Here is a 26,014-nt window from a genome sequence, read left to right as displayed (position 1 = left end):
TGAAAGAATAATAAATTATTTACTGGATTGGAGAGTATTCATATGAATCAGATTCCTATAGCGGTTCAAATGTTCAGTCTGCGAGAAGAGGCGGAAAAAAATTTTGCAGGTACGTTGAAAAAAGTAGCTGAGCTTGGTTTTGACGGTGTTGAGTTAGCTGGCTACGGTAAGCTTACTGCCCAGGAAGTGAGGAACCTCTTAGATGAGTATGGCTTAAAAGCAGCAGCCAGCCATATCCCAATCGATGAGCTAGAAAGTGAGCTTGAACGAGTAATTGAAGAGCAAATTATATTAGGTTCAAACTATATTGTATGTCCATATTTAGCAGAAGACCGACGCAAGGAAAGTGAGTATCTTGCTTTGCCTTCTCTATTAAATGAAATAGGGGAGACATGTAAGAGGAACGGTCTTACATTGTGCTATCACAATCATGATTTTGAGTTAGAGACCCTATCTGATGGACGGAAAGCGCTGGAGGTTATTTTTGATGGTACAGATCCAGATAAGGTTAAAGCGGAGTTTGATGTATATTGGCTAAAAAAGGCAGGGGAAGATCCTATTTCCTGGTTGGATAAATACCGGAATCGGTCTCCTCTCATCCATTTAAAGGACATGACCTTAGATGATGAACAGTTTTTCGCAGAACTGGGCACAGGTGGGGTTGAGATTGAGAAAATTTTAGAAAAGGGCGAGGAGTTAAACGTCGCCTGGTGGATTGTTGAACAGGATGCTACGAGATTAACTCCGTTTAGGAGTATGGAAATTAGTATGAATTATTTAAAAAGCAACCTGCCTGATTATACAACAAATAAAGGGAGATAGGGTTTCATGACTTTACGGGTAGGGATTGTCGGCTGCGGAAATATCAGCAGCATCTATATCGAGAATAGTAATAGATTTACAGACTATCAAGTAGTAGCCTGTGCGGATTTGGATTATACAAAAGCGATCGAAATGGCTCGAAAGTATAATGTTGGAAAACCGTTGGAGCTTGAAGAAATATTTACATCTCCAGATATCGATTTAATTTTAAATTTAACTGTTCCTCATGCTCATTCATCTGTATCTCTAAAAGCTATTCATAACGGTAAGCATGTTTATACTGAAAAACCTCTTTCAATTTCATATAACGAAGGCAAAAGAATACTGGACGCTGCCCGTGAAAAGGGAGTTATAGTAGGGTCGGCTCCTGATACCTTTCTCGGTGGCAGTCTTCAATTAGCTGGAAAATGGATTGAGGAAGGGTTGATTGGGCGAATTGTAGGGGCAACAGGCAATATGATGTCCAATGGACCTGAATCCTGGCATCCAAACCCCGACTTTTATTACAAGGCTGGCGGTGGCCCTATGTTTGATATGGGTCCATATTATTTAACGGCATTAATCAGTTTACTGGGCAGTGTGAACAGAGTTACTGGTATAGCTAGAACAACCTATACGGAACGATTGATCACAAATCCGAAGCGGTTTGGAGAGTTTATCCCGGTTGAGGTGCCGACACATGTGACTGGAATACTGGAAATGGCGAGTGGAGTGATTACGACGATTACGACAAGCTTTGATGTAGTGGGAGCTAGAACTCCGTTTCTTGAGATATATGGGGAAAAAGGAACACTTAGCTTGCCTGATCCGAACCAATTTAATCATCCTGTTCTTGTAAAAAGAGATGGAGAGATTGAGTGGACTGAATTGAAGACTATGGGAGATCCATATGACAATCTGCGCGGGATTGGTCTTGCCGACATGGCAAAGGCTCTTCAGAACGGCTATCAGCCCCGTGCTAGCTCTGAAATGGCCTTGCATGTACTTGAAATTATGGAAGGAATACATCGGTCCTCGGAATTAGGGACTCATTATGTAATGGAAAGTAAATGCGAGAAGCCATTTTTACTAGACGCTAATTAAGTTCAATAATTTTAAAATGGAGGAACGTAGATGAATAAAATAAGAGTGGGTGTTATTGGATGTGGAAGTATCGCTAAATTCCGCCACTTACCTGAGTATGCTGCAAATGAGACTTCAGAAATTACTGCCGTATGCGATCTAGTTGAAGAAAGGGCAAAGAAGATGGCTGAGCTTTATGGCAGTGAAGTGTATACCGATTATGATGAAATTATAGCAAGAAACGATATTGATGCTGTCAGTATATGCCTTCCGAATTATCTGCACGCTCCCGTTACAATTGCTGCATTAAAATCTGGTAAACATGTATTATGCGAAAAACCAATGGCAACTTCAAAGCAAGAAGCAGAAGAGATGATTCATGCCGCACGTGAGGCCAGTAAAAAATTGATGATTGCCCATAACCAACGATTTGTTGCATCACATCAGACTGCCAAGGGAATTTTGGATAGCGGTAAATTAGGGAAGATTTATAGTTTTCGTACCGCTTTTGGCCATCCCGGACCAGAAGGCTGGAGTGTGGATGGCAAGGAAAGCTGGTTCTTCAATAAGAAACAAGCATTTATAGGTGCTTTAGGTGATTTAGGTGTACATAAGTCAGATTTACTTCGCTATTTATTTGGAGAGTTTTCAGCAGTAAGTGCTTTTGTTGAAACCAATGCAAAGGATTCTACTGAAGTAGATGACAATGCGGTTGTCCTGCTGCGCACGGATAGCGGAATCATTGGCACTTTAGCGGCGAGCTGGGCTTATGTAGCCGGCGGCGGGGATAATTCAACGGTTATTTATGGAGAAAAGGGTATTCTGCGATTGGAGGATGATCCAGAGCATTCATTAATTGAAGAGTATGCTGATGGACGTGTCATTAAACATAAGTTGGATAAAATTCAGACGAATGAAGATGGTGGGCAAACGTCATCTCATGTGATCAATCATTTCATTCAGTCAATTATCGAGGATAAAGAACCGCTAATTACGGGAGAAGAAGGGAAAAAATCATTGGGTATCATTCTTGGTGCTCTTGAATCAGAGCGGACGAAGAAGACCGTTTCCTTAGCAGAGGGGGAAGGTTTTTAATGAAGCTGGGAGTTTTTACCGTATTGTTCTCGAAAATGTCATTTGTAGATATGCTCGATTATGTTAAAGAAGCAGGATTATCCACTGTTGAAATTGGAACCGGAGGGTATCCGGGGAACGCTCATTGTCCGTTGGATGAATTGCTTGAGGATGAACAAAAGAGGAATTCGTATCTTGGAGAAGTCAACTCTAGAGGATTATCGATTAGTGCGTTCAGCTGCCATGGCAATCCACTAACACCGGATAAAAAGTTCGCTGAAGAATCAGATTCCATTTTACGTAAGACAATTCAACTTGCATCCTTGTTGGGAGTACCCGTTGTAAATACATTTTCCGGTACACCGGGAGACAGTGAAGAAGCAAAATATCCAAATTGGCCAACTGTTGCTTGGCCGGCGGAATATGCCGATCTATTAGAATGGCAATGGGAAAATAAGTTGATTCCTTATTGGAAAGAGATCGGGACGTTTGCAGAGCAACATGATGTAAAAATAGGTATTGAATTACATGGGGGTTTCCTTGTTCATACACCTTATACATTATTAAAACTAAGGGAAAGAACCTGTACGGCAATCGGAGCTAATTTTGACCCGAGCCATATGTGGTGGCAGGGAATTGATCCGGTGGCAGCGATTAAGATTCTCGGTAAGGCCGGTGCTATTCATCATTTCCATGCGAAGGATACGTATATCGATCAGGATAATGTAAATATGTATGGATTAACAGATATGCAGCCCTATGGTAATGTGGAATCTAGAGCCTGGACATTCAGAAGTGTTGGATGCGGGCATTCTATTCAAGAATGGAGCGATATGATGAGTGCGCTCCGTATTTACAATTATGATTATGCTGTCAGTATTGAACATGAAGATCCATTAATGTCTATTGAAGAAGGTTTTACTCGAGCGGTTAAGAATTTAAATGGTGTGCTTATTCGCGAAAGACCAAGTGAAATATGGTGGTCGTAATGAATGTACACACTTAAGGTTTGAATTCTGTTGCGAAATCAACCGGATTTGGAATTGTTTTGTTGAATGGCCAAACATGTATCCAATTTTGAAATCTATACAGAATCAATAGTATCTGGATTTTAACTTTCCAATCTTTCTTCAAAAACCTCTTGCCACCAGGTACAATTTTTGATAAAATAACTTTTGTTGTCATTACGAATGAGCTTCTATTGACATTATACAGCGAAACATGTTAAAATGATTTTTAGTGAGCAAATCAAATACGACACATTATAAAGCAGAAGCACCCGCTTCTCACCTGTATAACACTCTTCAGAGAGTAGTTAACTGGTTCAATTGATATAATCAGACGGTATGTCTTTTTATGGGCGGGTGTGCATGCACCGGCCTTTTTTATATGTTTAAAAAGCATGTGAAGTAGTATTTGCTAGAAAATCTTGGAGGTGGCTTATTATTAGCAAACAAGACTTAATCTTAAACGAAGGCATTCGTGCCCGAGAAGTACGTCTAGTTGATCAAAATGGTGAGCAGCTTGGAATTAAATCCCGCAATGAGGCATTAGAAATTGCTACACGCGTGAATTTGGATCTTGTGCTGGTTGCACCGAACGCAAAGCCTCCTGTCGCCCGTATTATGGACTATGGTAAGTTCCGTTTCGAGCAACAGAAGAAGGAAAAAGAAGCTAGAAAAAACCAAAAAACAATTAGTTTAAAAGAGGTTCGTTTAAGCCCAACTATCGACGAGCATGACTTTAATACGAAGCTTCGCAACGCTATTAAGTTCCTTGAAAAAGGAGATAAGGTAAAAGCAAGTATTCGATTTAAAGGACGGGCTATTACCCATAAAGAAATCGGGCAGCGCGTGTTAGTTCGCTTTGCAGAGGAATGTAAAGAAGTGGCTACTGTGGAAACAGCGCCAAAAATGGACGGACGCAGCATGTTCTTGATTTTAGCACCGAAAAACGAAAAGTAATGTTTCGAGGAGGAAATTTCCCATGCCAAAAATGAAAACTCACAGAGGCGCTGCAAAGCGATTCAAAAAAACTGGTTCTGGTAAGCTTAAGCGCAGCCATGCTTACACAAGCCACTTATTCGCTAACAAATCCACTAAAGCAAAACGTAAATTACGTAAAAGTGGAATGGTTAGTTCCGGAGATTTCAAACGCATTCGTCATCTATTAGACAATATCAAGTAATTGAGAACGCTCAATTTTAGGAGGAATTAGATATGCCACGTGTTAAAGGCGGTACAGTGACGCGCAAACGTCGTAAAAAAGTATTAAAGCTAGCTAAAGGTTATTTCGGTTCAAAACATACATTATACAAAGTTGCTAATCAACAAGTAATGAAATCCTTGCAATATGCATTCCGCGATCGTCGTCAAAAGAAACGCGACTTCCGTAAATTATGGATTACTCGTATCAATGCAGCAGCTCGCATCAACGGTCTTTCTTACAGCCGTTTAATGCACGGTTTAAAACTTGCTGGTATTGAAGTTAACCGTAAAATGCTTGCTGAACTTGCAGTTAGCGATGCAGCAGCATTTGCTCAATTAGCTGAAACAGCTAAAAAAGAACTTAATAAATAATAATAGAGGCGCTTCTCAAGTGATTGGGGGCGCCTTTTGTTATGGGAGGAGAGGAGAATATGAAAGAGCTTATCATCGGTTATTTTATACTGATCAATTTAACCTTACTTCTTGTTATGAAACTGGATAAAAACAGAGCTCAACATAATCGATACCGCATAAGCGAGAAAACATTGTGGATTCTGGCTCTTGCTGGAGGAGCTATTGGCGGGACAGCAGGTATGAAGCTATTCAGGCATAAAACAAAGCATAAAGCTTTTGTGGCAGGCTTTCCATTATTAGCAATCGTGGATGTAATCATAGCAGCTATTCTTTTATCAACCATACAGTCATAATTAAGCAAGAGAACATATATTAATAAATAAGCCAAGTTTTAACAACGTAGAAAGGCAAAATGGGGTGTGAGTATGGATTATGATTTTACCATGTTGCTCGCTTTTATTGAGGCAGGTGGTTTTTGGTCACCTCTTGTCTTTGTAGTTTTCCATATAGTAAGGCAATATATTTTTATTCCGGTAGCTGTTGTTTGTATGGCGGGCGGGATTATGTTTGGTGCTGTATTCGGTACGTTATTATCTTTATTAGGTCTCTGGCTATCATCGATTATTTTTTACTTTATGATTATTAAAATGCCGAAATTACAGCATAAGCTTGAAAAGTTGGATGAGCGTACATTGAAGTTCGGAGGAAGAATAAATGTAAAGCAGGCGAGTATCCTAAGGCTTATTCCGTTTATACATTTCCATCTCCTAAATTTTTATTTAATCGGCAACAGCAAAACCTTTACGGATTACGCAAAAGCCGTTTTTTGGTCCAATATTCCCTTGGCATTTTTTTATACGGTATTTGGACATTCGATTGCAAAGTTTTCTCCAACGATGATGCTGATTATCATTTCAGCGCTGATTATCTTGCTCTTTTTCCTTAGAGAAAAGAAGGTCATTATTAAGTGGAGTCAGTTTTTTGGTCATACTTAACATTAGTCTGTTAAACTTATTTGTATAGATAAGTTTTGCAGGCTTTTTTAGATGGTTAATAGAATGAAGTTCTATTCAGTTTACTGAAGACTGGTTAGGATACAGGAGGAATGACCATGTTTAATGGAATGAACCAGTTCCATGGTCAGGCTATATTTAGAAGTGAATATTAACGGAAGTCTTTCGGCTGATTCATAATGGTCTTTCGATTATTTGATAGTAAAGGGAAATAATACATATACTATAAAGAATGATATACATAGTTAAGGAGGCTCTTTTTTATGAAACATCTAGATGATACGCTTTCTATGCTGAAGGAGCTAACAGATGTTAACGGCATTGCAGGTAATGAAGGAGAACCGAGAAAAGTTATGAGAAGGCTGATTGAGCCATATGCTGATAGCCTTTCATTTGATGGAATCGGCAGTTTGATTGCTGAGAAAACAGGAGAAGAAAAAGGACCGCGCATTATGATTGCCGGACACCTTGATGAAGTAGGTTTTATGGTTACCCGGATTGATGACAAAGGATTCCTCTTTTTTCAAACGATTGGGGGCTGGTGGTCACAGGTTATGCTTTCTCAGCGTGTTACAGTAACCACTTCGGGGGGCGAGCAAATTACGGGTTTAATCGGATCTTCACCGCCTCATATCCTTACTCCGGAAGCGAGAAAGAAACCGGCAGATGTCAAAAATATGTTCATTGATATCGGAGCCACAAGCCGGGATGAAGTACTTGAATGGGGAATCCGTCCAGGAGATATGGTAACGCCGTACTCCGAATTTACGGTACTTAAAAACGAAAAAATGTTAATGGCTAAAGCATGGGACAACCGAATTGGTTGTGCGGTGGCAATAGAGGTATTAAAACGCCTAAAAGATGAAAACCATCCGAATACCGTATTTGGCGTAGGAACTGTTCAGGAAGAGGTAGGGCTGCGCGGCGCTAAAACAGCGGCTAATTATGTACAGCCTGATATTGCGATTGCTGTAGATGTTGGAGTGGCAATCGATACACCAGGATTATCTGAAAAAGACGGTTTAACAAAAGCGGGAGACGGTCCGGGACTGGTGTTATATGACGCAAGCCTGGTGACTCATAAAGGCTTGAGGGACTTTATTGTCGGTGTGGCAGAAGAAATGAATATACCTTATCAATTTGATCATATACCTGGCGGCGGAACAGATGCTGGATCATTCCATGTCAGCGGTACGGGTGTACCTTCTATCGCGATTACGATTCCAACTCGTTATATCCATTCTAATGCGGGGATATTAAATCGTGATGATTATGAAAATACGGTTAACCTTATTGTAGAATTGGTTAAACGTCTGAACAGGGAAACGGTGGATAAGATTACGTTTGATTGAATACGAAAAAACGATGATGGAGAATAACTCCGTCATCGTTCTTTTGTTATTTGCTGAGTGCACTTTCTAATAGATGGAGCATCTCGTCCTTCTCGCTTTCAGAGGCTTTTTGCCAAATAAGCTCAAATAATACACCAAGGCCCGGCAGCATTTTTTCTTCACCGCTTTGAATGGCATCTACAATAGTGGCTTCAAGTTCATCCTGGGTATTGCCTGTTACATTATGGATAATGGCATTTCTAAGATTTAAATTCATGGATATTCCCTCCAATTTTGGTCTCATACTTAGTTTTGCTTTTCTTTCCTTTTTCTATGTATTAAATTTGGGATATAATGAAAGAACGTTTGATAAGAAGGTGACTTATATTGAAATATATTGAATCAATGCAAAATGCACGTGTAAAGCAATGGAAGAAACTTTTGACAAAGAAGGACAGGGATAAAAGCGGTCTTTTCCTAGTGGAAGGTTTTCATTTAGTAGAGGAAGCTCTTATGCATGGATTAGTGGAAGAACTGATTGTAAAGGAAGGTACTGATTTACCTTTAAAGTGGGAGCTAGAAGGCATTGATCTGTTTACTGTACATAAAGACATTTTTAAAGCAATCGCGGATACTGACACACCACAGGGAGTTGCAGCGGCTTGCAGAAAGCCAACTTTCCCTGAGTTAGGAGCGGACATTTCAACTGTATTATTAATTGATCGTGTGCAGGATCCAGGGAATATCGGAACAATGATACGTACAGCAGATGCAGCGGGCTTTGATGCCGTTATACTAGGGGACGGGTGCGCAGATGCATACAGTCCAAAGGTAGTTCGCTCTACACAGGGCAGCCTGTTTCATATCCCAACTTTTAAAGGAAGCCTAGAAACTTGGGTGGATAAATTACAACAATCAGGTATGAAGGTTTATGGGACTGCCTTGCAGGGAGCAAAGTCTTATAAGGAGATAAGTAAAGCAGAACGGTTCGCTATACTTGTCGGCAATGAAGGCAGCGGCGTCAGCAAAGAACTGCTAGAACAAACAGATCAAAATGTGTATATTCCTATATACGGAAAAAGTGAATCATTAAATGTGGCAGTAGCTGCCGGCATTTTGATGTATGGCCTTAAATAAAGAGGAAATGAACGTTTGAAACTCGGGGCAATTTAGATTATAATGAGTAAATAAAATTGGATGATGAAAAGCATAGATGGGGACTAAGTAGCTGTTTGACCGCCTTACAGGAAAAAAACGCCTGAGACTGAGAGCGTTTTTATGGAAAAAGGCAAACAAGTGAATTCACCCCCGGAGCTGCAACCGGGACCACAGACAAAACGTTTGTGTAAAGGTTAGCCGGCAGAAATGTCGTTATTGAATGAAGCGAGCGAGCCTATAATGAATAGGACGCTAACAAGGGTGGTACCGCGATGATAACCTCGTCCCTTTTTGGGGACGGGGTTTTTTGTTGTTTTCATTTATTGGTTTTCATCAAAAATCACATAGGAGGATTTAATTATGCAAGAGAAATTACAAGCATTGCAGCAGGAAGCCTTGGAAAAAGTACAGATTGCTGTTGACCTCAAAGGCTTGAATGATGTCCGTGTTGCGTACCTTGGCAAAAAAGGACCGATCACCGAGGTATTGAGAGGAATGGGCAGTCTTTCAGCAGAAGAACGTCCAAAGGTAGGGGCACTTGCCAATGAAGTAAGAGGTGCGATTGCATCTGCAATTGAAGAAAAGCAGCACGCATTAGAGGAAGAAGCTGTTAATCAAAAATTGGCAAAGGAAAAAATTGACGTCACTCTTCCTGGAGCTCCTGTTAATAAAGGGAACCACCATCCTTTAACAAAAATTACGGAACAATTAGAAGACCTATTCCTTGGAATGGGCTACACAGTGGCTGAAGGTCCGGAAGTGGAACAGGATTACTATAATTTCGAAGCATTGAATCTTCCTAAGAGCCATCCTGCCCGTGATATGCAGGATTCCTTCTACATTACTGAGGAAATCTTAATGCGTACCCATACATCCCCTGTACAAGCTCGTACAATGGAAAAGCATGAAGGGAAGGGACCGGTTAAAATTATCTGTCCTGGTAAGGTGTATCGCCGTGATAATGACGATGCCACACACTCTCACCAATTTATGCAAATTGAAGGTCTTGTAGTGGATGAGAACATTACAATGGCTGACTTAAATGGAACTCTTGAAGTATTTGCGAAAAAATTCTTTGGTGAAGATCGTGAAATTCGCCTTCGTCCAAGCTTTTTCCCATTCACAGAGCCTTCAGTTGAAATGGATATTTCCTGTAAAATTTGCGGTGGAAAAGGCTGTTCAGTTTGTAAACAAACAGGTTGGATCGAAATTCTGGGCGGAGGTATGGTTCACCCGAATGTACTTGAAATGGCAGGATTTGATTCCAAGAAGTACACTGGATTTGCATTTGGTATGGGTGTTGAAAGGATTGCCATGCTGAAATACGGTGTTGACGATATCCGTCATTTCTATACAAATGATGTACGTTTCGGAAGCCAGTTTCATCGTCACGAGTAAGAATTAGAGGGAGGAAATAAGATGTTTGTATCATATAGATGGTTACAGGATTATGTTGATTTAGATGGAATCAATGCTAATGAGTTGGCAGAAAAAATTACAAGAAGCGGAATCGAAGTAGAAGGTGTAGAATCTCCTGCTGAGGTAATTCAAAACGTGGTAATCGGACATGTACTTGAAAAAGTACAGCATCCGAATGCTGATAAATTAAGTGTTTGTAAAGTGGATATCGGTGAAGAAGAACCGGTTCAAATCGTGTGCGGTGCACCGAATGTGGCAGCAGGACAAAAAGTTCCTGTCGCAAAAGTGGGAGCTGTTTTACCGGGGAATTTCAAAATTAAAAAGAGTAAGCTGCGCGGAGAAGCATCCCACGGCATGATCTGTTCCCTGCAGGAATTGGGAATCGAAGCGAAAGTAGTGGCAAAAGAGTTCAGTACAGGTATTTTTGTATTCCCTGAAGATGTTGTTCCTGGCACAAATGCGCTTGAACAACTGGGGCTGGATGACCATATTCTTGAGCTTGGATTGACACCAAACCGTTCTGATTGCCTAAGCATGCTTGGTGTAGCATATGAAGTAGCAGCTATTTTGGGTAAAGAAGTTAAATTACCGGAAGTAACTGTAAAAGCAGGCTCTGAGAAAGCAGAAGACTATGTAAGCGTAAAAGTGGACGCACCTGAGCAAAATCCTCTTTATATCGCGAAAATCATTAAAGATGTAAAAGTCGGTCCATCTCCATTATGGCTGCAAAGCCGATTAATGAAGAGCGGGATCCGTCCGCATAATAATGTGGTCGACATTACGAATTTTATTTTGCTTGAATATGGTCAGCCATTGCATGCGTTCGATTATGATCGTTTACAATCTAAAGAAATTGTAGTTCGTATGGCAGATGAAGGTGAAAAGCTGACTACATTGGATGAAGCTGAACGTACGCTTAGCGATGATCATTTAGTCATTACAAATGGCAAAGAAGCTATTGCACTTGCTGGTGTGATGGGAGGAGCCAACTCAGAGGTTGTTGATGGAACAACAACTGTATTACTGGAAGCAGCCTATTTTGCAGGCGGTCCTGTCCGCAAAGCTTCCAAAGATTTTGGTCTTCGTTCAGAAGCAAGCGCACGCTTTGAAAAAGGTGTGGATCCAAACCGCGTTCGTGCTGCCGGAGAACGTGCAGCAGAATTAATCGCAGAGCTTGCAGGCGGTACAGTGCTTGAAGGTCAAGCAGAATTTAATGAGATGAAGATTGAAGAAGCCGTGATTAGTATTGGTCTTGGAAAAATCAATAAGGTACTGGGTACGTCTTTATCTGTGAACGAAGTGAAGGATATTTTAACGCGCCTTCAATTTGAAGTGAATGTGGATGGAGAAGACTTTGTAATTACGGTACCGACACGCCGTGGAGATATTACTATTCCAGAAGATATTATTGAAGAAGTAGCAAGACTTTACGGATACGATAATATTCCAAAAACATTACCGGTTGGTGCTTCTAAGCCAGGTGTACTAACTCCTTACCAAATGAAGCGTCGAGTTGTACGTCGTTATCTAGAAGAAGCCGGTTTAATGCAAAACATCACATACTCTCTAACATCTGCTGAAAAAGCAGCCATGTATACATTAGAGCAACGTGAAAGCATTCGTTTGGCAATGCCGATGAGTGAAGAAAGAAGCACTCTTCGTATGAGCCTGATTCCTGGCTTGCTGGATGTGTTAAAGCATAATGTAGCTCGCCAAAATGAAAATATGGCTGTTTATGAAACAGGTGCTATTTTCCTTAAAACTTCTGATACAGAGCTTCCAGAAGAAAAAGAGCATCTTGCAGGTGCTGTAACGGGTCTATGGAACACGAACCTATGGCAGGGAGAGAAGAAAAAAGTAGATTTCTTCGTTGTAAAAGGAATCCTTGAAGGCTTATTCCGCAAGCTTGGCCTTGAAAACCGTATGGAGTGGAAACAAGCGATTGTTGAAGGAATGCATCCAGGACGCACAGCTGAATTGTTCTTAGATGGAGAATTAATTGGTTTCGTAGGTCAAGTTCATCCGAAAGTTGAAAAGAAAGAAGACTTAAAAGAAACCTATGTATTTGAATTGTCTCTAGTAGACCTTTTACATGTAGATCAAGAACCAATTCAATATACAGCTATTCCAAGATTCCCTTCTATTACACGTGATATTGCATTGGTTGTGGACTCTGAAGCAGTAGCGGGAGAAATCAGCACGATTATCAAAGAAGCTGGCGGCAAACTATTAAAAGAAGTTCACTTATTCGACTTATACGAAGGAGAAAAAATGGAAGAAGGCAAAAAATCATTAGCATTCTCCCTAAAATACTTCGACCCTGAAAAAACACTAACAGACGAAGAAGTAACAAAAGCCCACAGCAAAGTCCTAATGGCAGTAGAAGAAAAAGCTGGGGCACAGCTGAGAGGCTAGAAAAGCTGAAGGGCCTTGCTCAGGAGCGAGGAGCATAAGACAAAGGCACGAAGGGGATGGTTTCCCCCGAAGTGGCTATCCTTATGACTCGAGGGCCTAGGAGTTGAAGCTGGATCTAACGAAAGGCTGAGACGACTCAAAAAGGAACAAAGACTAAGACCACCACATCGTGTGGCAATGTCTTCATCCAACATCCTGTTGGCCTTTGCAGCCACTTATAATTGAATGAGGGAGTGGTGGAAGCCATCTCCCTTAATTAAAGATTATATCTGTATAATTTTAATGCAAAAAAGATTGCTATAATATAAGCAATCTTTTTTTTATGTATGAATTAACTTGTTAATGTATGATGACTGTGTTGGTTTATGATAATTTCTCTTTAATCTGTTTGAATTCTTCTCTTAATTTCGTACTATATTCGTCGATTTTTTCTCGTCTTTCTTTTGAGCGCTGTTCTTTCATTCTGGCTTTTGCTTCGTGTTCTAATTCCTTTTGTATCTTACGCGCATGGTCTAGTTCTTCCTGAATAACGCTGGCACGGTATCTAACGATTACTGTATTAAATTGATTAATGATCTCATTATAGGATGTTTCTGTTTCTTCTTGTATAACAGCTATAAGGGCTATATCTCCGTCTTTCATTCTTGTAGAAACCGTATAAAGCATACCGTCCTCTTCCTTGGCATCATTCATATCTAATAAGGAACCGAAGCCGGCACCTATCCCCATTCCTAAAAGGATACCTATCGGACCGCCAAGTAACCCGAGAGCTCCTCCAATAAGTCCGCCTAATAAAGTGTCATCACTTGTTTGACTGCCAGTGTTGAAGCTATCCTTTGTGATAATCTCCCCATCAACTTTTTTTAGTAAAACTACTTGTGAGAGGACGAAATCTTTCTGGGATGTATGAGTTCTTTTTAGCTCAGATAAAGCCTGATATGCTTCGCTTTCAACCTTGAAAAAACTTAACACAACATTTTCCATTCTCGTTTTACCTCATCTCTTTGAAAAAATTCCGATTATTTTATTCCCCTCAGAAAATGCGGTAAACTGGTAAGTTTTTCATTGCATTTAAACATCATTTTAATTGGCTGAGGATAGCGGCTGGATTTAGGGGTAGTTTGGCTGGATTCCAATCAAACTCGGCTGGATTATTACCAAGATTGGCTGAATTCCTTCTAAGTTCGGCCGGATTTTGAATAAAGTCGGCTTGATTCCCGTAAATACAACCTACGAGGCCCTGTTAAATGGAGAATCTTGTTGAAAACAACTTTACTCCATAATAAAAACACTCAGACCAGATGTGATCTCCCCAATTGTTAGACCGTGTGTCTAACAATTGGGGTGCAGATCAGCTCCCAAGCTGAGTGCTTGATTATAATCCAATTCGTTTTACGAGCTTGCGTGCCTTTTCTGTATTGGCGAAGTGAAGCTTGGCAAAGGCGTTTAATTCACTTTCACCTTTTTTAGCGATAAAGACAGCGGCAGCTTCATCCACTTTTGAACTGGCGCCTTTAGGAATCGTCATCCCTGCCTGTTCGCTGAGTAGATCCATATGTTTTAAGAAAGCGTAGCGGGCAATGACAGAAGCGGCTGCCACCGCTGTGGATATACTTTCAGCTTTTGTGCTGAAATACAAGGGAACTTCACGATTTCCGTTCGTGGCGGTATGGCGAAAATATATATCAGGTTCACAAAATTGGTCTATGAGAATACCATCTGGCTTGGTTCCTTCCAATTTGGCCAGCAAATGATGAATAGCTTGTTCATGCAGCATGGCTTTCATTTTACCCTGGCTCATTCCTTTTTGCTGAAGGCTATTGTATTTTTCGTTTTTCAGGACAAGCAGACTATACGGAATCATTGCTGTAATCTTTTTGCCAAGAATTAATATTTGCGGATCGCGAATCGTTTTTGAGTCCCGTATGCCCATATTTTCAAGTTCCCGAATATGTTTCTTGCTGACATAGGCTGCCGCAACTGTTATGGGTCCGAAGTAATCGCCCGTTCCCGCTTCATCTGTACCAATGATACTCAACTCATTGATTGTATGAGGAGGACGGTAGATATGGTCTGATACACTTCTTTTTTTAATTGGTGATTTTTTTTGAGGGGCAGCAGCATTGGCTGATCCGCTACTCCATTTTTGAACTTCTGCATCTGAGACGGCTCCCTGGAACAATACTTTTCCAGAATTATAGGCCGTAATCGTCATCCCATTCATTTTCGCTGAGAAAACAGCTCCGGGTGGTGTTTTAGGCAATAAAGAATTCAAGTAATAGGATTTCATTTTAAGAATCGTTTCTTTTGTTACTGTAATAACAGTATTCGCCATTTTTCTACTCTACTCCTCTTTACGCCAAATTTCCGTCCTCTTGTTGATAGGACGGAAATTTGTGTATATGATATTTTACGATTGATAGTAGTTTTTATCTAGGAATACCAAGAAATTGGTTTTCATGTTATGATAGTAGACAGGATTTTTATGATTGGAGGCAACCGCCTTGTCTGATAAAAACAGGATAAACGTTGAGATATATGGACAACAATACACCATTGTAGGCGATGAATCAACTTCTCATTTACGACAAGTTGCCCACTCGGTGGATGATAAAATGCGCGAAATTGGTCAAAAAAACCCGAGTCTGGATACGACTAAATTAGCTGTATTAACTGCAGTTAATACGATGCATGAATACTATAAATTGTTAGAAAAGATAGAAGCCTTGGAAATAGAAATAAATCAACAGAAGAAATGAGGATATTATGGTTACACTATTCATATTAGTAGCTTTACTCATAGGATTTTTAATAGGTTTAAGAAGAGGCTTAATCTTGCAGCTTGTACACTTATTAAGTTTTATTATTGCCTTGATTGTAGCTAAATTATTTTATAAAGACCTCGGTCCTAAGCTTGAAATGTGGGTTCCTTTTCCGTCATCAGCGGATACTGACTCAAGTCTTAATATGCTGTTTAATATTACAGATTTGGATTCTGCTTTTTACAATGCAATTGCATTCTTTATTATTTTTGTTGGCGTAAAAATTGTCCTGCAAATTATTGGGTCCATGCTGGACTTTCTTGCTCAGCTGCCCCTTTTGAAGCAGTTTAATCAATTGGCTGGCGGGGCTTTAGGATTTGTAGAAATGTATTTGGGTATGTTTATTATCCTATTTATTGGTGCTATGCTACCCATTGAGTCACTGCAGGAAATGATACATAACTCATCCTTAGCGAAAACAATCATTATGAACACCCCATTTTTATCTGATTGGGTGACAAATTTGTGGTTCCATCCATTTTCATGACTTCCTCTTCCAATAGGGAAGTCATTCTTTTTTAGTATCCGATTGAGCTTGTATATAATGAAGGATAAAGGTATCTAATAAATGAAATAGGACGGGTAGGTGGCCGGAATGAGCGTAAACAAAAAAGATGTCATTAAACTATTGGAAACAATAGCAATATATATGGAATTAAAGGGAGAAAATCAATTTAAGGTTTCTGCCTTTCGCAAAGCTGCACAGGCACTTGAAGTAGATGAACGCAGCCTGTCGGAGATTGATGATTTCACCAAGCTGAGCGGGATCGGCAAAGGAACGGCAGCTGTCATAAATGAATATATCGAAATGGAATCATCAGAGGTCCTTAAAGAATTGCAGGAGGAAGTGCCGAAGGGGTTAATTCCTCTTCTTCGCTTACAAGGACTCGGTGGGAAAAAGATTGCCAAGCTATATAAAGAGTTAGCTATTACGAATGCGGAAGAGCTGCAGAAAGCGTGTGAAGAAGGGAAAGTCAGTAAACTTGCCGGCTTTGGCAAAAAGTCTGAAGAAAACATACTTGATGCCATCAAAGCAATGGGAACAAAACCGGATCGTCTGCCTCTTGCTGTTATGCTGCCGATTGTGGAAGACATTGAGGCAAAACTGCAGGCAATGGAAGATGTTATTCGCTTTTCAAGAGCTGGCAGTGTAAGGCGCGGACGTGAAACGATAAAAGACCTTGATTTCATCATAGCTACTGACAATCCCTTGAGTGTCAAAGAACAAATCTTAGGGTTAACCAATATTGATCATATCGTTGCAGCCGGTGATACAAAAGTATCTCTTGCTTTAGCCTATGATTATGAAATAGCAGTAGATTTCAGGATGGTAAAGCCAGCTGAGTTTGCAACGGCTTTACACTATTTTACTGGATCTAAGGACCATAATGTCCGTTTACGCCAATTGGCTAAGGATCGCGGTGAAAAGGTTAGTGAATATGGCGTTGAAAATTTAGAAACTGGTGAAGTCAAAACATTTGAGAGCGAAGAAGACCTATATCGCCATTTTGGTCTGCCGTATATTCCACCGGAAATTAGGCAGGATGGTACTGAAATCGATAAATATCAAGCTGATTACGGTTTAATTTCCTTGGAGGATATTAAAGGTGATCTTCATATGCATACAACCTGGAGTGACGGCTCCCATACGTTAAAAGAGATGGTAGAAGCTTGCCGTGCCAAGGGGTATCGCTATATGGCCATAACCGATCATTCTCAATATTTAAAAGTGGCAAACGGACTGACACCTGAAAGAGTTTTAAAACAGAAAGAAGAAATCAGGAAGTTAAATAAGGAATATGATGACATCATGATCCTGTCCGGTATCGAAATGGACATCCTTCCGGATGGTACACTTGATTTTGATGATGAAATTCTAGAACAATTAGATCTTGTTATTGCTTCTATTCACTCCTCTTTCTCACAACCGCAGGAAGTGATTATGGAGCGTTTGAAAACAGCATTGACCAATAAACATGTCGATATTATCGCACATCCAACTGGGCGGGTTATTGGGCGAAGAGACGGTTACGCAGTGGATATGGATTTATTGATTCAGCTTGCAAAAGAAACTGATACGGTATTAGAGTTGAATGCCAATCCAAATCGTCTCGATTTAGCAGCGGAAAATGTTAAAAAAGCTCAGGATGCAGGAGTTAAAATCGTTATTAATACAGATGCTCACAGCATTGATATGCTGGAGAATATGGACGTAGGTGTGTCAAACGCCAAGCGTGGCTGGATCAAGAAAGAGACTGTATTAAACGCCCAAAATGAGGACGATTTTTTGGCTTTCCTCAATAGAGACTAACAGAAAAAGTAAGGAGGATTTTTCTCCATGCAAGACAAAGTATTAAAAACACTCGAGTTTACAAAAATCATTGCACAATTGCAAAAACATGCTTCTTCCAGTCTGGGAAAAAGCCTAAGTGAACAGTTAATGCCCAATACCGATTTGGAAGAGGTTAAACGTACTCAATATGAAACAGACGAGGCTGCAACCGTATATCGCTTAAAGGGCAATGTGCCTCTTGGAGGGATATTTGATATTCGCTCCCATATAAAACGAGCTCGGATTGGTGGTGTTCTCAGTCCTGTTGAATTGATGGAAACATCAAGTACACTGAGAGCAGGACGGACTCTACGCAGATTTTTGGAGGATATGCAGGAAAATGAAATCGAACTTCCTATTCTCTATGAATATAAAGACCAATTAGTGAATCTGAGTGATCTGGAAAAAGACATCAATATGGCAATTGGGGACCATGGTGAGGTTCTGGACTCTGCCAGTGATACGCTCCGGACGTTGCGTCAGCAATTGCGCACGAATGAAGCAAGAGTTAGAGAAAAGCTTGAAAGTATGATTCGTTCAAGCAATGCCGCCAAAATGTTATCAGATACGATTGTGACGATTCGGAATGATCGTTTTGTCATTCCTGTAAAGCAGGAATATAGAAATCATTATGGCGGTATTATCCATGATCAATCTGCATCAGGGCAAACCTTGTTTATTGAGCCGCAGTCTATTGTTCAATTGAATAATACATTACAGGATATTCGCGTAAAAGAAAGTAGGGAAGTAGAACGTATACTAACAGCACTTTCCAATGCTGTAGGCGAGTATGCAGATGATATTCTACTGAATGTCTCTATTTTGGCTAAGCTCGATTTTGCCTTTGCAAAAGCAAAATATGCAAAAGCTATTCATGCATCCATGCCGATTATGAATAATCAGGGAATCATTAAGCTTAAGAAGGCAAGACATCCGCTCATTCCAAAAGAAGAGGTTGTTGCCAACGACATCATTCTTGGAGAGACCTATGGGACGATGGTCATTACAGGACCGAATACAGGCGGTAAAACCGTCACATTAAAAACGGTCGGTCTTTGTACATTAATGGCTATGGCAGGTTTGCAGGTACCGGCAATGGATGGATCAGAATTAGCAGTTTTTAAATCTGTATATGCAGATATCGGTGACGAACAATCGATTGAGCAAAGCTTGAGTACATTTTCATCTCATATGGTGAATATAGTGGAAATCCTAGAAACCTTGGACTTTGAATCACTCGTATTATTTGATGAGCTTGGAGCTGGAACAGATCCTCAGGAAGGAGCGGCACTAGCGATTTCAATTCTGGATGAAGCACATTCACGTGGAGCTAAGGTTATTGCTACAACCCATTATCCTGAGCTGAAAGCCTATGGATATAATAAAGAAGGCGTCATGAATGCAAGTGTGGAATTTGATGTAGAAACGCTCAGTCCAACCTATCGACTGCTTATCGGTGTGCCTGGTCGAAGTAATGCGTTCGAAATCTCTACGAAGCTGGGTTTAACTGAACGGATTATTCGCAACGCTCGTGGAATGATTGGAGCCGATTCCAATAAGGTTGAAAACATGATTGCATCTTTGGAAACTTCACGAAAGGAAGCTGAAAAAGACTGGCAGGAAGCGGAAGAATATTTGAGGGATGCTGAAATCCTTCATCAAGATTTACAAAAACAATTAATGGAGTACGAGGATAAAAAAGATACGCTAATCGAAAAAGCCAAGCAGGAAGCAAGGCAACTCGTAGAAAAGGCTCAAAAAGAAGCGGAGGAAATTATCCGTGAGCTGAGACAGATGCGAATCGAAAAGAGTGCTGAAGTCAAAGAGCATGAATTGATAGAGGCGAAGAGAAGGCTTAATGAAGCAAAACCTGAGGAATCCAAAAAAATAAGAAAAGCCGCTGTATCGTCAGCCAAAAGGACGCTTAAGCCTGGCGATGAAGTTAAGGTTCTCACTTGGGGACAAATTGGTCAATTAATAGAAAAGATATCCGATCATGAGTGGAATGTTCAAATGGGAATCATGAAAATGAAAGTGGATGAGAAAGATCTCGAATTTAAGAAAAGTCCAAAGCCAGTCGAGACGAAAACGATCACCAAGATTAAAGGTAAAAATTTTCATGTTAATCTAGAGCTTGATCTCCGTGGTGAGCGTTACGAAAATGCATTGTCTAGAGTGGAGAAATATATTGATGATGCCTTGCTTGCCGGTTATCCGCGTGTTTCCATCATTCATGGGAAAGGAACAGGGGCACTGAGACAAGGAGTCAGAGAGTATTTGAAGAATCATCGTTCAGTCAAATCAATGAGGTTTGGGGAAGCTTCTGAAGGTGGAATTGGCGTGACGATTGTTGAATTGAAATAAGGGAGAACACAGGAGGAGACCATGGAAACACTGGGGAAGATTTTGTTGGTGGTATCTGCTTTATTTATCATTGTCGGGATCATATATATGGCCTTCTACGCGTGAGTGCGTGAGTGAAAGAGTTTAAATGGTGGGGGGTCCCGCTGTTTAGGCTCTTTTTTATATCCTGCCGGCAAGTTAAGTACACATTGAAAGCAAAAAAGTGATTATTGGATATTCAGGACTTCCAAAATCATTCTTTAGGAGTTAAGAACTAGATAATTCAAATAAAGTTAACAGAATATTAGTAAAATATTGTCACATAAAATTCATTATACTATAATTAACTAGGAGAAATAGCTTTTTAAGGGAGGTTTTTACATTGTTAGAAGAAAAACCATGGTTTAAGCATTATCCAGAAGAAATCCCGAAAAGCATCGAGTATGGACATAATTTAATACAGGATTATTTAAAACAGTCTGCTTACAAATACCCAACTAAAAACGCCATTCATTTTATGGGAACATCAATTACGTACAAGAAACTGTATGAGTATGCATTGCAATTTGCCCATTATTTGAAAAAGCTAGGCGTTGAAAAAGGTGACCGAGTAGCTATCATGCTACCAAATTCGCCGCAGGGAGTCATTGGTTATTATGGATCATTGATAGCAGGTGCTATAGTGGTTCAAACGAACCCTCTGTATATGGAAAGAGAAATCGAATACCAAATGCAGGATTCAGGTGCCAAAGTTATCCTGACTTTAGATATTTTGTTCCCCCGTGTCATGAGTGTCATGAAAAAAACAGATTTACAGCATATCATCGTTGCTCCCATCAAAGATTTTTTACCTTTTCCAAAGAACTTAATTTATCCATTTATCCAGAAAAAGCAATATGGCATTGTCGTCAATGTTGAGCATAAAGGCAATCATCATCTCATGTCTGAAATCCTAAAAACATCACCGAAAACCGAGGTCGAGTATGAAGGCAACCCGGAAGAAGATCTTGCCTTACTGCAATATACCGGTGGAACAACTGGTTTTCCTAAGGGAGTTATGCTGACACATAATAACCTGGTAGCCAATACAAAAATGTGTGATGCCTGGCTCTATAAATATAAAGAAGCAGAAGAAAAAGTCCTCGCAATATTGCCTTTTTTCCATGTCTATGGGATGACTACCGTTCTTATCCTTTCTATCATGAAGGGCCATGAGATGATTATATTGCCAAAGTTTGATGCCGTTACGACCTTGAAGACTATACAGAAACAGAAGCCAACTCTATTTCCAGGAGCTCCTACCATGTATATTGGCTTATTAAATCATCCGGATATTTCGAAGTATGATTTATCATCCATTGATGCCTGTATAAGTGGTTCAGCAGCACTCCCAGTGGAAGTTCAGGAGAAATTTGAAAAACTCACTGGAGGTAAATTGGTTGAGGGCTACGGTTTGACAGAAACATCACCCGTAACTCATGCTAATCTTTTATGGAGTGACAAGCGTGTGAAGGGAAGTATTGGTTTACCATGGCCAAGTACGGAAGCAGCAATTCTATCCTTTGAAACCTTAGAGCCGTTACCTCCAGGTGAGGTCGGTGAACTGGCAATAAAGGGCCCCCAAGTTATGAGAGGATATTGGAATCGTCCAGAGGAAACAGAAAACGCTTTCTCTGGTGAATGGTTATTAACGGGAGATATGGGCTATATGGATGAAGAAGGATACTTCTACATCGTGGATCGTAAAAAAGATATCATTATTGCAGGCGGGTTCAATATTTATCCGAGGGAAATTGAAGAGGTATTATATGAGCATGAGGCTGTTCAGGAAGCCGTGGTGGCGGGTGTGCCTGATCCATATCGCGGAGAAACCGTTAAAGCGTATGTAGTATTGAAAGATCAAGCAAAAGTGACCGAGCAGGAATTAAATGAATTTTGCCGTAAGCATTTGGCTGCCTTTAAAGTACCTCGTCTATATGAATTCCGCGATGAGCTTCCGAAAACCGCGATTGGTAAAATTCTACGACGTGTATTGGTTGATGAAGAGAAACAAAAACAACAAACAATTGATAAAAGAGAGGCTTAATCGGTTCTGAAGAAAGCTCTTCGCAAAACCATTTGATTGAAAAGGGATTTAGCTTGACTTTATTATTTTTCCCCTCTAATATGAAATTATGAATGACTATTCATTCATTTTTAGAGGAGGAAGAATGATAATGAAAAAAGACCGCCCAAAATACAAACAGATTATTGATGCAGCCGTGATTGTTATTGCAGAAAACGGCTACCATCAAGCACAAGTCTCCAAGATAGCAAAGCAGGCGGGTGTAGCGGATGGTACGATTTACTTGTATTTCAAAAATAAAGAAGATATTTTGATTTCCATGTTCCAGGATAAACTGGGAAGTTTCATATCCAGTATTGAAGAAGAGATGGAACGGGTATCCAGTGCAACTGAAAAAATGCTGGTGCTGGTGCGCAAGCATTTTGAGATTCTTTCTGAGGATAAGCATTTGGCTATCGTTACACAGTTGGAATTACGGCAATCCAATAAAGAGATACGTTATAAAATTAATGATGTTCTTAAAGGATATTTAAAGCTTGTTGATTCCATTTTAGTTACAGGAATTGAACAAGGGGAATTCCAAGATAAACTTGATGTTCGTCTGGCTCGTCATATGGTATTTGGTACGCTGGATGAAATCGTTACGACTTGGGTGATGAACGAGCAAAAATATGATCTTAATAAGCAAGCTGAACCAGTTCACCATTTAATAATCAAAGGATTGGGTGCTTGAATGAGATAACCATGATACAAAAAAGGGGTAATACAAATGAAGACATTACGTGTATATGAGGAGAATCAGGTGGCCTATGTCTCTATAGATAGGCCACCAGCTAACGCACTGGCTTCTGATCTTCTTGAAGATTTATCCGCCATGTTTGATTCGATTGAAGAAAACGAGGATGTGCGGGTTGTTGTCCTATATGGAGAGGGGAAATTTTTCTCAGCTGGTGCAGATATTAAAGAATTCACGACAGTTACATCCGAAGGAGATTTTTCTGCTCTTTCTAAAAGAGGACAGGATTTATTTGAAAGGATTGAACGGTTCAAAAAACCGGTCATAGCGGCCATTCACGGCGCTGCATTGGGAGGCGGACTTGAGCTCGCTATGTCTTGCCATCTGCGATACGTAACTGAAAGGGCTAAGCTTGGATTGCCAGAGCTGCAGCTGGGTCTTATTCCCGGTTTTGCTGGTACTCAAAGGCTCACTCGTTTTGTGGGAGCATCCAAAGCTGCAGAGATGATGTTCACATCTGAACCTATTTCTGGTTTGGAGGCTGTTGAAGCAGGACTTGCAAATAAATCCTTCAAGGATGAAGAGTTAATGGATGCCGTAAAAGAGATTGCCGGTAAAATTGCAGGAAAAAGTCCAATTGCACTAGAGAAAGCCATCCACCTTATTAACTACTCTAAGCATGAACAATATTACAAAGGAGTAGATGAGGAAGCTATCCAATTTGGCAAAATCTTTGTCACTGAAGATGCTAAAGAGGGGATTCATGCATTTTTAGAAAAACGTTTGCCGATTTTTAAAGGAAAATAGGCGGTCAATAGCGAATCATTTTGTGAGTAACCTCTTCTCTTTGAGTGGGAGCTTCAGAGAGTAGGAGTTATATATATTTAGTTTTCTCAATCTTCAAAATTAATACGAACTATAGGAGGGCAATACATGAATATCTATGTTTTGCTAAAAAGGACATTTGATACAGAGGAGAAAATTTCATTATCAAACGGCCGTATTCAAGAAGATGGCGCTGAGTTTATCATTAACCCGTACGATGAGTATGCAGTGGAGGAAGCTATCCAGGTGCGTGATGCACAGGGCGGCGAAGTGACTGTTGTGACAGTCGGCGGAGAAGATGCAGAGAAAGAGCTAAGAACTGCACTTGCAATGGGAGCTGATAAGGCAGTTCTTATAAATATTGAAGATGATGTGGAAGATGGAGACCAATATACAACTTCTAAAATATTAGCTGAGTATTTAAAAGAACAAGAGGTTGATTTGATTATTGGAGGGAATGTGGCAATTGATGGAGGTTCCGGTCAGGTAGGACCGCGTGTAGCCGGTTTACTCGATATCCCTTATGTAACTACTGTTACTAAACTTGAAATTAACGGCGAAAATGTAACCGTTACCAGAGATGTTGAAGGGGATTCTGAGATTATTGAAACTTCTCTGCCTTTATTAATTACAGCTCAACAAGGTTTGAACGAGCCGCGTTATCCATCCTTACCAGGGATTATGAAAGCGAAGAAAAAACCGCTTGAGGAATTGGAACTGGATGACCTTGATCTTGAAGAAGATGATGTAGAAGCTAAAACAAAGAGTATTGAAATTTATCTGCCTCCTAAGAAAGATGCCGGTAAAGTTTTACAAGGGGAAATTCCTGACCAAGTAAAGGAACTGGTTAATCTGCTTCGTACTGAAGCAAAGGTAATTTAATTTAAATAAACGGTGATAGTGATAGATAGCAACGAACACAAAGGGAAAAATAACGGGAGGTAAAATTATGTCTAGAAAGATTTTAGTTTTAGGTGAAACAAGAGAGTCTTCTCTTCGTAATGTATCCTTTGAAGCAATCGCTGCAGCTAAGACAGTTGCTGAGGGCGGAGAAGTTGTAGGCGTTATACTTGGAGAGTCTGTTACAGAGATTGGGATGGAATTAATTCATTATGGAGCCGACCGTGTTATCGCTGTTGAGAATGAACAGCTAAAACAGTATTCATCAGACGGTTATACTCAGGCCTTGTTAGCTGTGATTGATCAAGAATCTCCTGACGGACTTATTTTCGGCCATACTTCATTGGGAAAAGACCTGGCGCCGCGTGTTGCTGGTAAATTAAGTTCCGGACTAATTTCAGATGCGATTGGTGTAGAAGAGGCAGGCGGAAATATCGTCTTCACACGTCCAATCTACTCCGGTAAAGCATTTGAAAAGAGAATTGTAACAGATGGACTAGTATTTGCTACTATTCGACCAAATAATATTGATCCGCTTGAGCATGATTCTTCCCGTACGGGGGATGTTTCAACTATATCTGTAGATATCAAGGATTTACGTACCGTTATTAAGGAAGTATTACGTAAAGCAACTGAGGGAGTTGACCTGTCAGAAGCTAAAGTAATTGTTGCCGGTGGACGGGGAGTAAAAAGCGAAGAAGGCTTTGAACCACTAAAAGAATTGGCCAATGTTCTTGGTGGTGCTGTTGGAGCATCTCGCGGAGCATGTGACGCCGAATACTGTGATTATTCTCTGCAAATTGGCCAAACAGGTAAGGTTGTGACACCGGATCTGTATATTGCTTGTGGAATTTCCGGAGCAATCCAGCATTTAGCCGGTATGTCTAACTCCAAAGTAATTGTAGCAATCAACAAAGACCCAGAGGCTAATATTTTTAAAGTAGCTGATTACGGTATTGTTGGCGATTTATTTGATGTAGTTCCTTTATTAACAGAAGAGTTCAAAAATCTTCTTGTGAAATCTTAAGTTCATATTTTGGGTAAACAGGGTGGCAAAAGCCATCCTGTTTTTCAACATAAAGGTAAAATTAGTACAAACCCATTTCTTTGAAATTCAGGATAATTAAGCAGGACAG

25 protein-coding genes and 1 other annotated feature are annotated in these 26,014 nt (G+C 40.3%); of the genes, 22 read left to right on the top strand and 3 right to left on the bottom strand.

What is annotated here, in order from left to right:
- The first annotated feature begins 42 nt into the window (after window positions 1-42).
- The 10 genes from AC4G3N_RS15915 (at window position 43) to AC4G3N_RS15870 (ending at window position 7,884) form a co-directional block, all read left to right on the top strand.
- A complete protein-coding gene (locus tag AC4G3N_RS15915; RefSeq protein ID WP_140462236.1) occupies window positions 43-822 on the top strand; it encodes a sugar phosphate isomerase/epimerase family protein in 780 nt (259 codons plus the stop codon).
- A 6-nt stretch (window positions 823-828) separates the two neighbouring features.
- On the top strand, window positions 829-1,905 hold the full coding sequence (locus tag AC4G3N_RS15910) for a Gfo/Idh/MocA family protein (RefSeq protein ID WP_066108824.1): 1,077 nt from the start codon (window positions 829-831) through the stop codon (window positions 1,903-1,905).
- A 30-nt stretch (window positions 1,906-1,935) separates the two neighbouring features.
- The gene (locus AC4G3N_RS15905) at window positions 1,936-2,979 is read left to right on the top strand and encodes a Gfo/Idh/MocA family protein (protein ID WP_140462237.1); all 1,044 of its coding nucleotides are present in this window, start codon (window positions 1,936-1,938) and stop codon (window positions 2,977-2,979) included.
- Window positions 2,979-3,947, top strand: a complete 969-nt coding sequence (locus AC4G3N_RS15900; RefSeq protein WP_140462238.1) for a sugar phosphate isomerase/epimerase family protein — start codon at window positions 2,979-2,981, stop codon at window positions 3,945-3,947. Before AC4G3N_RS15905 ends, AC4G3N_RS15900 begins: the two co-directional genes overlap by 1 nt.
- A 272-nt stretch (window positions 3,948-4,219) precedes the next feature.
- Window positions 4,220-4,352, top strand: a sequence feature (ribosomal protein L20 leader region).
- Window positions 4,353-4,400: 48 nt separating this feature from the next.
- Window positions 4,401-4,922 (top strand): translation initiation factor IF-3, encoded by a 522-nt coding sequence (gene infC / locus AC4G3N_RS15895; RefSeq protein ID WP_077248178.1) that lies wholly within the window; start codon window positions 4,401-4,403, stop codon window positions 4,920-4,922.
- 22 nt (window positions 4,923-4,944) lie between these two features.
- Window positions 4,945-5,145: a 50S ribosomal protein L35 gene (rpmI, locus tag AC4G3N_RS15890; RefSeq protein ID WP_049669916.1), complete on the top strand. Its 201-nt coding sequence runs from the start codon at window positions 4,945-4,947 to the stop codon at window positions 5,143-5,145.
- Window positions 5,146-5,177: 32 nt separating this feature from the next.
- Window positions 5,178-5,537: a 50S ribosomal protein L20 gene (gene rplT, locus AC4G3N_RS15885; RefSeq protein ID WP_066108802.1), complete on the top strand. Its 360-nt coding sequence runs from the start codon at window positions 5,178-5,180 to the stop codon at window positions 5,535-5,537.
- A 59-nt stretch (window positions 5,538-5,596) separates the two neighbouring features.
- Entirely contained in the window at window positions 5,597-5,872 is a 276-nt protein-coding gene (locus AC4G3N_RS15880; RefSeq protein ID WP_066109248.1) for a DUF1294 domain-containing protein, read from the top strand.
- 72 nt (window positions 5,873-5,944) lie between these two features.
- On the top strand, window positions 5,945-6,514 hold the full coding sequence (locus AC4G3N_RS15875; protein WP_066108799.1) for a VTT domain-containing protein: 570 nt from the start codon (window positions 5,945-5,947) through the stop codon (window positions 6,512-6,514).
- A 281-nt stretch (window positions 6,515-6,795) separates the two neighbouring features.
- A complete protein-coding gene (locus AC4G3N_RS15870) occupies window positions 6,796-7,884 on the top strand; it encodes a M42 family metallopeptidase (protein WP_066108797.1) in 1,089 nt (362 codons plus the stop codon).
- Window positions 7,885-7,930: 46 nt separating this feature from the next.
- Here AC4G3N_RS15870 and sspI read toward each other — a convergent pair whose 3' ends face one another.
- Complete coding sequence (gene sspI, locus AC4G3N_RS15865; protein ID WP_066108794.1) at window positions 7,931-8,140, bottom strand: small acid-soluble spore protein SspI; 210 nt, start codon at window positions 8,138-8,140, stop codon at window positions 7,931-7,933.
- 128 nt (window positions 8,141-8,268) lie between these two features.
- On the opposite strand from sspI, the gene AC4G3N_RS15860 reads away from it, so the two are divergent.
- The 3 genes from AC4G3N_RS15860 (at window position 8,269) to pheT (ending at window position 12,855) form a co-directional block, all read left to right on the top strand.
- Window positions 8,269-9,000 (top strand): TrmH family RNA methyltransferase, encoded by a 732-nt coding sequence (locus AC4G3N_RS15860; protein ID WP_187393497.1) that lies wholly within the window; start codon window positions 8,269-8,271, stop codon window positions 8,998-9,000.
- A gap of 381 nt (window positions 9,001-9,381) precedes the next feature.
- Complete coding sequence (gene pheS, locus AC4G3N_RS15855; RefSeq protein WP_066108785.1) at window positions 9,382-10,419, top strand: phenylalanine--tRNA ligase subunit alpha; 1,038 nt, start codon at window positions 9,382-9,384, stop codon at window positions 10,417-10,419.
- Between the two features lie 21 nt (window positions 10,420-10,440).
- Complete coding sequence (gene pheT, locus AC4G3N_RS15850) at window positions 10,441-12,855, top strand: phenylalanine--tRNA ligase subunit beta (RefSeq protein ID WP_148630967.1); 2,415 nt, start codon at window positions 10,441-10,443, stop codon at window positions 12,853-12,855.
- Window positions 12,856-13,218: 363 nt separating this feature from the next.
- Here the strand turns inward: pheT and AC4G3N_RS15845 are convergent, their stop codons facing one another.
- On the bottom strand, window positions 13,219-13,839 hold the full coding sequence (locus AC4G3N_RS15845) for a DUF1269 domain-containing protein (RefSeq protein ID WP_066108777.1): 621 nt from the start codon (window positions 13,837-13,839) through the stop codon (window positions 13,219-13,221).
- A 391-nt stretch (window positions 13,840-14,230) separates the two neighbouring features.
- Window positions 14,231-15,190, bottom strand: a complete 960-nt coding sequence (rnhC, locus tag AC4G3N_RS15840) for a ribonuclease HIII (RefSeq protein ID WP_148630965.1) — start codon at window positions 15,188-15,190, stop codon at window positions 14,231-14,233.
- Window positions 15,191-15,344: 154 nt separating this feature from the next.
- Between rnhC and zapA the strand changes: the two genes are divergently transcribed.
- The 9 genes from zapA to AC4G3N_RS15795 all read left to right on the top strand — a co-directional run bounded on the left by zapA (window position 15,345) and on the right by AC4G3N_RS15795 (window position 25,905).
- Window positions 15,345-15,614 carry a cell division protein ZapA gene (gene zapA, locus AC4G3N_RS15835; RefSeq protein ID WP_373925507.1) on the top strand — a complete coding sequence of 90 codons (270 nt, stop codon included), beginning with the start codon at window positions 15,345-15,347 and terminating at the stop codon, window positions 15,612-15,614.
- A 7-nt stretch (window positions 15,615-15,621) separates the two neighbouring features.
- The gene (locus tag AC4G3N_RS15830) at window positions 15,622-16,164 is read left to right on the top strand and encodes a CvpA family protein (RefSeq protein ID WP_066108772.1); all 543 of its coding nucleotides are present in this window, start codon (window positions 15,622-15,624) and stop codon (window positions 16,162-16,164) included.
- Between the two features lie 108 nt (window positions 16,165-16,272).
- On the top strand, window positions 16,273-17,988 hold the full coding sequence (gene polX / locus AC4G3N_RS15825; protein WP_491090604.1) for a DNA polymerase/3'-5' exonuclease PolX: 1,716 nt from the start codon (window positions 16,273-16,275) through the stop codon (window positions 17,986-17,988).
- Window positions 17,989-18,015: 27 nt separating this feature from the next.
- Window positions 18,016-20,373, top strand: a complete 2,358-nt coding sequence (locus AC4G3N_RS15820; protein WP_140462243.1) for an endonuclease MutS2 — start codon at window positions 18,016-18,018, stop codon at window positions 20,371-20,373.
- A 361-nt stretch (window positions 20,374-20,734) separates the two neighbouring features.
- Window positions 20,735-22,438: a long-chain-fatty-acid--CoA ligase gene (locus tag AC4G3N_RS15815; RefSeq protein ID WP_491090601.1), complete on the top strand. Its 1,704-nt coding sequence runs from the start codon at window positions 20,735-20,737 to the stop codon at window positions 22,436-22,438.
- A gap of 130 nt (window positions 22,439-22,568) precedes the next feature.
- Complete coding sequence (fadR, locus tag AC4G3N_RS15810) at window positions 22,569-23,150, top strand: fatty acid metabolism transcriptional regulator FadR (protein ID WP_066108759.1); 582 nt, start codon at window positions 22,569-22,571, stop codon at window positions 23,148-23,150.
- A 36-nt stretch (window positions 23,151-23,186) separates the two neighbouring features.
- Window positions 23,187-23,960: an enoyl-CoA hydratase gene (locus AC4G3N_RS15805; protein WP_139892815.1), complete on the top strand. Its 774-nt coding sequence runs from the start codon at window positions 23,187-23,189 to the stop codon at window positions 23,958-23,960.
- A 126-nt stretch (window positions 23,961-24,086) separates the two neighbouring features.
- The gene (locus tag AC4G3N_RS15800; RefSeq protein WP_066108751.1) at window positions 24,087-24,860 is read left to right on the top strand and encodes an electron transfer flavoprotein subunit beta/FixA family protein; all 774 of its coding nucleotides are present in this window, start codon (window positions 24,087-24,089) and stop codon (window positions 24,858-24,860) included.
- A 67-nt stretch (window positions 24,861-24,927) separates the two neighbouring features.
- Window positions 24,928-25,905, top strand: coding sequence for an electron transfer flavoprotein subunit alpha/FixB family protein (locus AC4G3N_RS15795; RefSeq protein ID WP_066108748.1), 978 nt, complete (start codon window positions 24,928-24,930; stop codon window positions 25,903-25,905).
- Window positions 25,906-26,014 lie beyond the last annotated feature (109 nt).

This window comes from Bacillus sp. z50 (genome assembly GCF_058313585.1).
Note: the sequence above shows the minus strand (reverse complement) of the source record. Positions and strands in the feature narration are given on the sequence as shown.

Coding starts and splice junctions, on each gene's coding strand:
- AC4G3N_RS15915 (WP_140462236.1), top strand. CDS start 43: ATGAATCAGATTCCTATAGCGGTTCAAATGTTCAGTCTGCGAGAAGAG.
- AC4G3N_RS15910 (WP_066108824.1), top strand. CDS start 829: ATGACTTTACGGGTAGGGATTGTCGGCTGCGGAAATATCAGCAGCATC.
- AC4G3N_RS15905 (WP_140462237.1), top strand. CDS start 1,936: ATGAATAAAATAAGAGTGGGTGTTATTGGATGTGGAAGTATCGCTAAA.
- AC4G3N_RS15900 (WP_140462238.1), top strand. CDS start 2,979: ATGAAGCTGGGAGTTTTTACCGTATTGTTCTCGAAAATGTCATTTGTA.
- rpmI (WP_049669916.1), top strand. CDS start 4,945: ATGCCAAAAATGAAAACTCACAGAGGCGCTGCAAAGCGATTCAAAAAA.
- rplT (WP_066108802.1), top strand. CDS start 5,178: ATGCCACGTGTTAAAGGCGGTACAGTGACGCGCAAACGTCGTAAAAAA.
- AC4G3N_RS15880 (WP_066109248.1), top strand. CDS start 5,597: ATGAAAGAGCTTATCATCGGTTATTTTATACTGATCAATTTAACCTTA.
- AC4G3N_RS15875 (WP_066108799.1), top strand. CDS start 5,945: ATGGATTATGATTTTACCATGTTGCTCGCTTTTATTGAGGCAGGTGGT.
- AC4G3N_RS15870 (WP_066108797.1), top strand. CDS start 6,796: ATGAAACATCTAGATGATACGCTTTCTATGCTGAAGGAGCTAACAGAT.
- sspI (WP_066108794.1), bottom strand. CDS start 8,140: ATGAATTTAAATCTTAGAAATGCCATTATCCATAATGTAACAGGCAAT.
- AC4G3N_RS15860 (WP_187393497.1), top strand. CDS start 8,269: ATGCAAAATGCACGTGTAAAGCAATGGAAGAAACTTTTGACAAAGAAG.
- pheS (WP_066108785.1), top strand. CDS start 9,382: ATGCAAGAGAAATTACAAGCATTGCAGCAGGAAGCCTTGGAAAAAGTA.
- pheT (WP_148630967.1), top strand. CDS start 10,441: ATGTTTGTATCATATAGATGGTTACAGGATTATGTTGATTTAGATGGA.
- AC4G3N_RS15845 (WP_066108777.1), bottom strand. CDS start 13,839: ATGGAAAATGTTGTGTTAAGTTTTTTCAAGGTTGAAAGCGAAGCATAT.
- rnhC (WP_148630965.1), bottom strand. CDS start 15,190: ATGGCGAATACTGTTATTACAGTAACAAAAGAAACGATTCTTAAAATG.
- AC4G3N_RS15830 (WP_066108772.1), top strand. CDS start 15,622: ATGGTTACACTATTCATATTAGTAGCTTTACTCATAGGATTTTTAATA.
- polX (WP_491090604.1), top strand. CDS start 16,273: ATGAGCGTAAACAAAAAAGATGTCATTAAACTATTGGAAACAATAGCA.
- AC4G3N_RS15820 (WP_140462243.1), top strand. CDS start 18,016: ATGCAAGACAAAGTATTAAAAACACTCGAGTTTACAAAAATCATTGCA.
- fadR (WP_066108759.1), top strand. CDS start 22,569: ATGAAAAAAGACCGCCCAAAATACAAACAGATTATTGATGCAGCCGTG.
- AC4G3N_RS15805 (WP_139892815.1), top strand. CDS start 23,187: ATGAAGACATTACGTGTATATGAGGAGAATCAGGTGGCCTATGTCTCT.
- AC4G3N_RS15800 (WP_066108751.1), top strand. CDS start 24,087: ATGAATATCTATGTTTTGCTAAAAAGGACATTTGATACAGAGGAGAAA.
- AC4G3N_RS15795 (WP_066108748.1), top strand. CDS start 24,928: ATGTCTAGAAAGATTTTAGTTTTAGGTGAAACAAGAGAGTCTTCTCTT.